General features: G+C 57.7%; 8 protein-coding genes. All 8 read right to left on the reverse strand.

Annotated elements, in window-relative coordinates; all coding sequences use genetic code 11:
* Positions 1-170: 170 nt before the first annotated feature.
* Positions 171-1,076 (reverse strand): cation diffusion facilitator family transporter, encoded by a 906-nt coding sequence (locus QMX93_RS27775; RefSeq protein ID WP_282358704.1) that lies wholly within the window; start codon positions 1,074-1,076, stop codon positions 171-173.
* Positions 1,077-1,251: 175 nt separating this feature from the next.
* The gene (locus QMX93_RS27780; protein WP_008087168.1) at positions 1,252-2,016 is read right to left on the reverse strand and encodes an SDR family oxidoreductase; all 765 of its coding nucleotides are present in this window, start codon (positions 2,014-2,016) and stop codon (positions 1,252-1,254) included.
* A gap of 937 nt (positions 2,017-2,953) precedes the next feature.
* Positions 2,954-3,670 (reverse strand): ABC transporter ATP-binding protein, encoded by a 717-nt coding sequence (locus QMX93_RS27785; RefSeq protein ID WP_053116799.1) that lies wholly within the window; start codon positions 3,668-3,670, stop codon positions 2,954-2,956.
* Positions 3,667-4,539 (reverse strand): ATP-binding cassette domain-containing protein, encoded by an 873-nt coding sequence (locus tag QMX93_RS27790; RefSeq protein ID WP_053116798.1) that lies wholly within the window; start codon positions 4,537-4,539, stop codon positions 3,667-3,669. Before QMX93_RS27790 ends, QMX93_RS27785 begins: the two co-directional genes overlap by 4 nt.
* The gene (gene livM / locus QMX93_RS27795; RefSeq protein WP_159815837.1) at positions 4,536-5,837 is read right to left on the reverse strand and encodes a high-affinity branched-chain amino acid ABC transporter permease LivM; all 1,302 of its coding nucleotides are present in this window, start codon (positions 5,835-5,837) and stop codon (positions 4,536-4,538) included. The genes QMX93_RS27790 and livM overlap by 4 nt, the downstream gene beginning before the upstream one ends.
* Positions 5,838-5,840: 3 nt before the next feature.
* Positions 5,841-6,755, reverse strand: a complete 915-nt coding sequence (locus QMX93_RS27800) for a branched-chain amino acid ABC transporter permease (protein WP_053116796.1) — start codon at positions 6,753-6,755, stop codon at positions 5,841-5,843.
* 241 nt (positions 6,756-6,996) lie between these two features.
* Entirely contained in the window at positions 6,997-8,130 is a 1,134-nt protein-coding gene (locus QMX93_RS27805; protein WP_053116795.1) for an ABC transporter substrate-binding protein, read from the reverse strand.
* A 368-nt stretch (positions 8,131-8,498) separates the two neighbouring features.
* On the reverse strand, positions 8,499-9,782 hold the full coding sequence (locus QMX93_RS27810) for an FAD-binding oxidoreductase (RefSeq protein WP_282358708.1): 1,284 nt from the start codon (positions 9,780-9,782) through the stop codon (positions 8,499-8,501).
* Positions 9,783-9,970: the final 188 nt, after the last annotated feature.

The raw sequence follows: 9,970 nt of genomic DNA on the forward strand, positions 1-9,970 counted from the left end.
GCTGCGCAGCGGCCCTGAAAAGAGCGGGGCCGCTGCGCAGCCCAACGGGGATAAATCCCCTCGCCACAGTAGATCCCCTAGCCACAATAAATCCCTTCTCTACAGTAAATCCCTTCTCTACCTAAATCCCCTGCATCACAAATCTGTTCTCAACAGCAATCAGGGTTACATCAGGCAATCCACTTCTTGTCGCCGGTAAAGCTGATAGTCAGCCACCGCGCCGCATCCGGCTTGCCCAGCTTCGCCGAAATTTCCTCGCGCAACGCGTCCAGCTGCCCGACATGGCTCAGTGCATAGTCCGCCGGCAACACCACATGAATCTCGATAAACCGCGCCCGTCCGTGCTTCTGCACGTACGACACGTAATCGTCGAAACCATGCTCAGCCTTCGCCTCTTCCATCACCTGACGCACCTGATCATCCAGCGTGTCGGGGGCGATGCCCAATACATCGCGTAACGCCGGCCCAAGAATCTTGAACGCCGGCGGCAACATGGTCAGCGCCAGCACGATCAGGATCAGCGGGTCGACATACACCGCCCACTGCCCATAACCCTGGGATTTGAGCAGCAGTGCCGCGAGGAAACTGATCAACAGGCCTACGGACAGCATCGCGTCCACCAGCCAGCTGATGTTGTCGAACTGGATCAGGGTCGATTTGAGCTTGCGGTTACGCTGTCGGACGTAGAAGAAATAGGCGAACTCGACCACGGTAAACACGGCGGCGTAGATGATCACCAAGCCCAACTCGATCTCGCGACCACCGTTGATGATGCCAAACACACCGTTGAGAAACGCATAGATCGCGATCAACAGCAGGAAACTGCCTTCGATCAGCAGCACCATCGGCTCCAGATGCCAGAAACCGAACTGGAAGCGGTGATTGCTTTCCTTGGCGATCAACTTGGCAGTGATCAGCATCAGGACTTTGATGAAGGTGGCGATCAGTGAGAAAAAACCATCAAAAAGGATGGATTGCGAACCAGAAACAAAACCGGTGACGATCCCGGCGATCGCCACGGCGAACATCAGAATGGTCGATTGTTTGAGCAGCGACTGCTCACCTCGGTTACTCACTTTGACTCCTCGAAAAACCTTGAAAACCGCGGGGTGCGGTTGGGTTGTTGCGAGGGGAGTTTACCTTATCGCCGTGTTTTGGCCGATTTGGCCTCATCGCGGGCAAGCCTTGCTCCTACACCATCGTACAAATCCGTAGGAGCAAAGCTTGCTCGCGAAGAACGATAACGCGGTGTCAGGCCTTGTTCCGCTCAATCGCAAAGCCAGCCCAGGTCTGGCTCACCGGCATCAATTCCAGGCTGTTGATGTTGATGTGCGCCGGCGCATTCATCACCCAGAAAATCGTTTCGGCGATGTCCTGCGGCTGGATCGGCTCGGCACCGGCGTAGGTCGCGTTGTAACGCTCCTGATCGCCGGCAAAACGCACCAGCGAGAACTCGCTCTCGCACAGACCCGGCTCGATGTTGCTGACGCGCACGCCGGTGCCCTGCAAGTCGCAACGCAGGTTCAACGAAAACTGCTTAACGAACGCCTTGGTCGCGCCGTAGATATGGCTGCCCGGGTACGGGTAGTTACCAGCGATCGAACCGAGGTTAACGATGCCGGCGCCACGGCCATGGGCGATCAAACGCGGCAGCAGCAAACGCGTGGCGTACATCAGACCTTTGACGTTGGTGTCGACCATGGTGTCCCAATCGTCCAGATCGCACTTCGGTGCAGGATCAACGCCCAGCGCCAGACCGGCGTTGTTGATCAGGCCACGCAGCTTGGCGAACGACGGCGGCAGGTTGGCAATCGCCTCTTCCATCGCCTTGCGATCACGCACGTCGAGCACCAGGCCATGCACTTCGGTCTGCTTCGACAATTCTGCGCACAGCGCGTTAAGGCGTTCTTCACGACGACCGGTCAGCACCAGTTTCCAGCCAGCCTCGGCAAAACGGCGGGCGCAGGCTTCACCAAAACCGGACGTCGCGCCGGTGATAAACAGGGTGTTGGACATCGTGTTCTCCTTGCTTCGGCCACCGAGGCAGCCCTTGGAATAGAAAATCAGCCAGCAGCATGCCCGGCCCTGCACTCACGGGCAACACCCACCCATGTGTAGGAGCTGACGAGTGCAACGAGGCTGCGATCTTTTGATCTTAAAAACCAGAATCAAAAGATCGCAGCCTTCGGCAGCTCCTACACGGACGGATTCAGCTCAAAAAATGATCAACCGCGGCAGCGCTATACAGGGCGTGGCCTGTAGCCATGTGCGCGCATGTTATCCACAGTCCCTTCCACAGTTTCCGGGGGCAAGTGGAAACGCGCAAAGCCGCGCCGCACAAGGCTTTGCGGGGGAAACAGAAAGTTTTTTGCTTGACCCTGAAGCGGCAGATGTGCGGGACATGGCATTTTGCACGACCAAGCGGTCGACACAGTGATTGCGCGAGGCCAGCAATTACGCTGCTTAGCGAGGTCTTTCCAGAGTTTAATCACAGACTTATCCACAGGCAGGGGCACTTCATATCGACTGCGTTAGCAGCCTTATAAAAAGGTTGACATTGGCGCCTATCGCTCAGGCAAAAGCGTCTGATCAAAAAACAACCACACCTTTGCAAGCCACGGCTTACAAGGCCTGCAGCCAGATACACCCACGTTATTCACAGCCAGCTCCACAGCAAACGGGGACAAGTCAAAACTGTGGAAAAACAGCCATTTGCAGCGTCTTTATGTCGCGCTTTGGTAGCTTGCCGGATTTGTTTTCCACAATTTCACTTCAACCCGTTTCTTGTAGGAGCAAGGCTTGCCCGCGATGGCGGTGTATCAGCCAATACATAAGATGAATGGGGAGGCCTCTTCGCGGGCAAGCCTTGCTCCTACAGGGGTTTACGGTGAATTTGAGAGATAAAAAAACCCCGACATTTTCGCGTCGGGGTTTGTGGACAACTTATGGGGAATCAGTGCCCGCCCAGATAGGCGTTACGCACCTCCTCATTCACCAGCAACTCTTTGCCGGTACCGGTCAGGCGAATCTCGCCGTTAACCATCACATACGCCCGATCCGACAGCTTCAGCGCATGGTTGGCGTTCTGCTCGACCAGGAAAATCGTCATCCCGGTTTTCGCCAACTCCCGCAGGGTCGCAAAAATCTGCTTCACCACGATCGGCGCCAGGCCCAGGCTCGGTTCATCGAGCAGCAACAACTTCGGCCTGCTCATCAACGCCCGGGCAATCGCGAGCATCTGTTGCTCACCACCGGACATGGTCATCGCCCGCTGCGTCCGCCGCTCTTCCAGTCGCGGGAACAGCGCGAACATGCGCTGCATGTCCTCTTTGGCGTACTTGTCGCCAATCGGGATGGTGCCCATCAACAGGTTTTCCTCGACGGTCATGTCAGGGAACACCCGCCGTCCTTCCGGCGACTGCGCGATGCCATTGGAAGCGATGTAGTGCGAGGACTTCTGGGTGATGTCGACGCCTTGATAAATGATCTGCCCGCCAGCCGCACGCGGCTGGCCGAAGATCGACATCAGCAATGTCGATTTACCGGCCCCGTTAGAGCCGATCAGGCTGACGGTTTCCCCCTCGTTGATCTGCAGCGAAACACCTTTGAGCGCCTGGATCGGTCCGTAGAACACGTCGAGGTTTTTGAGTTCGAGGATCGGTTGCGTCATACCAGTTCCTCTTCGTCAGCGCCGAGATACGCCGCAATCACTTTCGGATCATTTCGAATCGCTTCAGGCCCGCCTTCGGCGATGACGATGCCGTGATCCAGCACCACGATGTGGTCAGAAATGCTCATTACCATGCCCATGTCGTGTTCGATCAGCACCACGGTCAGATCGTGCTCGTCGCGCAGCAGCCGGATCATCGCGCTCAGCGCTTCGGTTTCCTGAGGGTTGAGGCCGGCGGCCGGTTCGTCGAGGCAGATGATCTGCGGCCGAGTGCACATGGCGCGGGCAATCTCCAGGCGACGTTGCTGGCCGTAGGAAAGTTCACCGGCGAGACGGTTGGCGCAGTCGACCAGATCGACCACTTCCAGCCAGTAGAAGGCAACGTCCAGTGCGTCGCTTTCAGCCTTGCGGTAGCCCTTGGTGTTGAGAATGCCGGCGAGCATGTTGCGGTTGACCCACATGTGTTGGGCCACCAGCAGGTTTTCCAGCACCGACATTTCCTTGAACAGACGAATGTTCTGGAATGTCCGCGCCAGCCCCGCACGGTTCACCAGGTGCGTGCCACCGAACATCTTGTAGTACATGCGACTGAGGAAGGATTTCGGCGAAACGAAATCCGACGCTTTGAACGACTCGCCCAACAACTGGATGACGTTGGTCTGCTGGCCGCGCACGTTGAGCTCGATCTTGCCGCCGGAGGCTTTGTAGAAACCGGTCAGGCAGTTGAACACAGTGGTTTTGCCAGCGCCGTTAGGGCCGATCAAGGCGAAGATCGAGTTGCGTTTGACCTTCAGGCTGACATCGCTCAAGGCCTTGATGCCACCGAAATGCATCATCAGTTTTTCAACAGAGAGTACGACTTCACTCATGGCGCAGTCCTCTCATAGTGAATGGCACCTTTGCGTGGAGTGACCCCGGTACGGCTGATGCGGATCAGCCCACGTGGTCGCCAGATCATCATCAACACCATCAGGATGCCGAACAGCAGCACGCGATATTCAGCGAAGCCGCGCAGCAGTTCCGGGGCGACGGTGAGTACGAAGGCTGCAATCACCACGCCGATGGTCGAGCCCATGCCGCCGAGGACGACGATGGCCAGGATCAGTGCCGATTCGAAGAACGTGAACGAGGTCGGGTTAACGAAACCTTGATAGGTGGCGAAAAACACACCGGCCAGACCCGCCGTCGACGCGCCAATGGTGAACGCCGATAGCTTGACCAGCACGTGGTTGAGGCCCATCGAACGGCAGGCGATTTCGTCTTCACGCAAGGCTTCCCAGGCACGGCCGACCGGCATCTTCACCAAACGGTGTTTGATGTACAGCACAGCTAATACCACGAGGAACAACACCGCATAGATGAAGTAGTACTTCACGTCCGGGTTGTAGGCGATGCCGAAGAACTCATGGAACGGCACCCCGCCATCCTTCGCCCGTTTGCCGAACTCCAGACCGAAGAACGTCGGCAGTGGCGCCGGCATGCCGTTCGGGCCGCCAGTCAGCGACAACCAGTTGTTAAGGATCAGGCGAATGATTTCACCGAAGCCCAGGGTCACGATCGCCAGATAGTCGCCGTGCAGGCGCAGTACCGGAAAACCGAGGATGCAGCCGGCAAGGCCCGCAGTGATCGCCGCCAGCGGCAGCACCGTCCAGAAGCCCAGACCGAGGTACTGATAACCGAGCGCCAGACCGTAGGCGCCGATGGCATAAAACGCCACGTAACCGAGGTCGAGCAGACCGGCCAGACCGACCACGATGTTCAGCCCCAATCCCAACAGCACGTAGATCAACCCGAGGATGACCACGCCCAGCAAATAGGAGTTGGAAACAAACGGCACGATGACAGCCAGCACAATCAGCAGCGGGATGATCCAGCGCAGGCTCGATTTGTGATCGGCTGGCAGTACATGCACACCCGACCCGGTGCTCTCGAAGCTGTCGAGAATTTTCAGGCCTTTGGGGGTTTGCAGGAACAGGCTGAGGGCAAACCGGCCGATCATGACAACGCCAATGATCCACGCCACACGGGTCGATTCGAGGTTGAAGCTGTAACCGTCGAGGACGACGCCGACAATCGGCCCGAATACGATCAGGGCAATCAGGCCGGCAAGAATCGCCTCAACCAGACTTTTTTTGATATCGATGGTTTTTTTGGTGGTTGAAGACATCGCTTACACCTTCGACACAAGAGGACGGCCCAACAGGCCCTGCGGCCGGAAGACCAGAACAAGTACGAGCAGCGAGAAGCTGAACACGTCTTTGTAGTCGGAGTTGACCAGGCCGGAGAACAGCGACTCGGAAATCCCGAGAATGATCCCGCCGAGCATCGCACCGGGCAGAGAGCCGATACCGCCGAGCACCGCAGCAGTGAATGCCTTGATGCCGATGATGAAGCCGGCATAGAAGTCGAACGTGCCGTAGTTCATGGTGATCAACACACCGGCCAATGCCGCCATGGCTGCACCGATGATGAACACGTAAGAGATCACGCGGTCGGTGTTGATCCCCAGAATCGAGGCCATTTTGCGGTCTTGCTGAGTGGCACGGCACATGCGCCCGAGCTTGGTGTACTTGATGATGTAGGTCAGTACGCCCATGCCGACGAACGCGGCCACCAGAATGAAGACTTTGGTGTAAGTCAGTTGCACGAAACCGGTGCCGATGTCGACACGCCACGCGCCAGTCAGCAAGGTTGGCACGCCTTGTTGTTTCGCGCCTTGAGCGATCTGTGCGTAGTTTTGCAGAATCAGGGAGATACCGATGGCGCTGATCAGCGGTGCCAGTCGGGTGGAGTTGCGCAGGGGTTTGTAAGCGACTCGCTCAATGACCCAGCCATACACCGCCGTGACGACGATGGTGAAGATCAGTGTGCCGAGCATCAGCAGCGGGAAAGATTCGATACCGAAGTAAGCCAGCAGAGCCAGACTGATTGCCGCCAGGTAAGCAGAAATCATGTAAACCTCGCCGTGGGCGAAGTTGATCATGCCGATGATGCCGTAGACCATTGTGTAGCCGATGGCGATCAGGCCATAGACCGACCCGAGGGTCAGACCGTTGACCAGTTGCTGCAGGAAAATACCATCCATAACGCAATCTCACGCAGTGAGAACCTGCACGCCTGTGGACGTGCGGCTCTTCTAGGGAAAATACAGATTTACGTCGGAGCAATGTCAGCCACGATTCGCCCGTCACCACCGGCCCCTGTAGGAGCAAGGCTTGCCCGCGAAAGCATTTCAACATTCAACAATGTTGTCGCCTGTCAGTCCGTCTTCGCGGGCAAGCCCGGCTCCTACAAGGAACCGTGGGATCAACTGATCGCGTCAGCCCTTACTTCTGTTTTTCCAGCTGGTGATATTTTCCGTCCTTGTCCCACTGGTAAACCACGTAGTCGGAGACTTTCAGGTCGCCCTTCGAGTCCCAGGCTTTTTCGCCCATGACGGTTTTCACCGGGTTTTTCTTCAGCCAGGCAGCCGCTTCTTCGCCCTTGTTGGACTTGGCGCCGTTGAAGGCTGCGGCCAGGGTTTGTACCGAAGCGTAGGCGTACAGGGTGTAGCCCTCAGGCTCGGTGCCGGCCTTGCGGAACGCGTCTACCACTGCCTTGCTCTCTGGCAGCATGCGTGGGTCGGCACCGAAGGTCATCAGCACGCCATCCACGAATTGCGGGCCACCCGCGGTGGTTACCAGTTCATCGGTCACGATACCGTCATCGGACATGAACTTGACGTCTTTCAGGCCTTGCTCACGCAGTTGACGAACCAGCGGACCGGCTTCCGGGTGCAGACCACCGAAGTAGACGACATCGGCGCCAGCGCCACGAATTTTGGTGACGATGGTGCTGAAGTCTTTTTCGCCACGGGTCAGGCCTTCATACAACACTGGCGTCACGCCGCGCTTGACCAGTTGTGCCTTGGTGGCATCCGCCAGGCCTTGGCCGTAGGTGTCTTTGTCGTGCAATACAACGACTTTTTTACCCTTGAGCACGTCGACAATGTAGTCGCCGGCAACGATACCTTGCTGGTCGTCACGCCCGCACATACGGAACATGGCGCTGAGGCCGCGCTCGGTCACTTGCGGGTTGGTGGAACCCGGGGTGATCGCGATTACGCCGGCTTCGTCGTAGATTTCCGAGGCTGGAATGGTGGAAGACGAGCAGAAGTGGCCGACCACGCCAGCAACTTTCTGATTGACCAGATCCTTGGCGACCGTTACCGCTTGTTTCGGTTCGCAGGCGTCATCGCCTTTGACCAGAACGATTTTTTCCCCGTTGACGCCACCTGCCGCGTTGACCGAATCGGCCGCCGCTTGTGCACCCTTCATGTACTGCTCGCCAAATGCCGCGTTGGCGCCCGTCATTGGACCCGCTACACCGATTTTGATATCAGCCTGAGCAAACGCAGAAACACCCAACGCAGTAGCCACTGCGAGGGCTAGAAAGCCTTTCTTGTAAAACGTCTGGGACATGAGGTGGTGCTCCAAGGTTTTTTTTAGTTGGCACTGCGACTTCACTTCACTGAATGCGCAGAGCAAGGGCCGTGCCATCGGTTTTTTATTCTTCAAAAAGTCGCTGCTTTCTTGTTATTTCGACTGTTTCGTTCCCATTTTCATTGGGCGTGCAACCGTCTAAACCGCGGAAGGTGAAACCATTTATTTTTTCAGGCGCAACCCGCATGCGCCATCATTGCAACCGCGGCACCAAACGACGTGCAACCAGCCTGTAACAGCCCGCGTCACCGAACTGCACACTGCTGGTGCGGGACTGCTACAACCCGCACCATTACAGGCTAGTCGCTGCATCGAAAAGCGCCGCTTCCGGCAACATAATTCAACACTCAAATCACGATGCGCAGGCACTGGCCCGCGTGATACAGCGAGAACCCGGCCTCGTACAGGCAACTGCGCAAGCCCACGCCCGCCAAGGGCTGCATCGGTGCAAAGGGAATTGGCAGGGCCTCGGCATTGCCGTTGCACAAGTAATCGGCGAAGGCTTTGCCGACCACCGTGCCAGTGGTGACGCCACGGCCGTTATAGCCCGTGACAGCGACCAGCCCCGGTGCCGGTTCGAACAGACGCATCAGGTGATCGGGCGTAAACGCGATGCGCCCGGTCCAGGTGCACTCCCATTCGACGGGTTTCAAATGGGGGAAGTAATGCTGCTGCACCCGATCAGCCCAAGCCTTGAGAAACCAGGCCGGTTTTTGATTACCGTTGCCAAGGCTGCCGAGCAATAACCGCCCTTCTTTATCGCGGCGGATGCTGCTCAACACCTGGCGGGTATCCCACGAGCCTTGCCCACCCGGAAGAATCTCCTGCGCAGCGTCTTCGGTCAGCGGCACCGAAGCGACCTGATAGTAATAACCGGGGAAGAAATTGCGTTTGAGTTCCGTCCAGTCGCCCTCGGTGTAGGCGTTGGAGGCGATGACCACTTGTTCGGCGAGCACCGAACCGTGCTCGGTTTGCACCGACCATTTCGCGCCCTGACGCTCGAGTCGAGTGACCGGTGAATGGTCGAACATCTGCCCGCCGAGGCCGAGCACCGCGTTCGCCAGCCCGGTGACATAAGCCATCGGATTGAGCGTGCCAGCGCGACGATCGAGCAACGCGGCGGCGATTTTTTGCGTCCCGGTGGCTTGTTCGCAAGCCTTGCCGGTGAGTAGCTCGACCGGTGCGCCGCGACGTTTCCATTGTTGCTCGCGACTGCGCAGATCGGCCTCGCCCTTGGCGTTATGCGCCATGTGCAGCGTGCCTTCGCGGCGCAATTGGCAATCGATGTTGTACTTGTCCACAAGGCTGAACACCAGCGCGGGCGCGGCCCCGAGCATGCGATTGAGCTGACTGCCGACCGCTTCGCCGAAACCGGCTTCGATCTCGTCCGGTGGAATCCACATGCCGGCGTTGACCAGCCCGACGTTGCGCCCGGAACCGCCGTGGCCAGCGCGATGCGCTTCCAGCACGCAGACGCTTTTGCCCTGTTCCAACAGATGCAGCGCCGCCGACAACCCGGTAAACCCGGCGCCGATCACGCAGACATCGACTTTGACTTCACCCTTGAGCGCCGTGTTATCCGGCCTTTGCGGCGTGAGTTTTTCCCACAGACATTCTTCGCGTAACGGCATTGCCAGACTCCAACAGAAACCTGCCAAACACACAATTCAATGTAGGAGCGAAGCTATCTGTGACGAAAACCTGTGGCGAGGGGATTTATCCCCGTTCGGCTGCGAAGCAGTCGTCGCTTTTAGATTTTCAGGGCCGCTGCGCAGCCCAACGGGGATTAATCCCCTCGCCACAAGGGGTCACTCCAACA

It is taken from the genome of Pseudomonas sp. PS01303 (genome assembly GCF_029959385.1).
GTDB classification, from domain to species: domain Bacteria; phylum Pseudomonadota; class Gammaproteobacteria; order Pseudomonadales; family Pseudomonadaceae; genus Aquipseudomonas; species Aquipseudomonas rustica.

What these genes read in the sequence shown, in the direction of transcription:
- QMX93_RS27780 (WP_008087168.1), bottom strand. Translation starts at nt 2,016, where the DNA reads ATGTCCAACACCCTGTTTATCACCGGCGCGACGTCCGGTTTTGGTGAA.
- QMX93_RS27785 (WP_053116799.1), bottom strand. Translation starts at nt 3,670, where the DNA reads ATGACGCAACCGATCCTCGAACTCAAAAACCTCGACGTGTTCTACGGA.
- QMX93_RS27790 (WP_053116798.1), bottom strand. Translation starts at nt 4,539, where the DNA reads ATGAGTGAAGTCGTACTCTCTGTTGAAAAACTGATGATGCATTTCGGT.
- livM (WP_159815837.1), bottom strand. Translation starts at nt 5,837, where the DNA reads ATGTCTTCAACCACCAAAAAAACCATCGATATCAAAAAAAGTCTGGTT.
- QMX93_RS27800 (WP_053116796.1), bottom strand. Translation starts at nt 6,755, where the DNA reads ATGGATGGTATTTTCCTGCAGCAACTGGTCAACGGTCTGACCCTCGGG.
- QMX93_RS27805 (WP_053116795.1), bottom strand. Translation starts at nt 8,130, where the DNA reads ATGTCCCAGACGTTTTACAAGAAAGGCTTTCTAGCCCTCGCAGTGGCT.
- QMX93_RS27810 (WP_282358708.1), bottom strand. Translation starts at nt 9,782, where the DNA reads ATGCCGTTACGCGAAGAATGTCTGTGGGAAAAACTCACGCCGCAAAGG.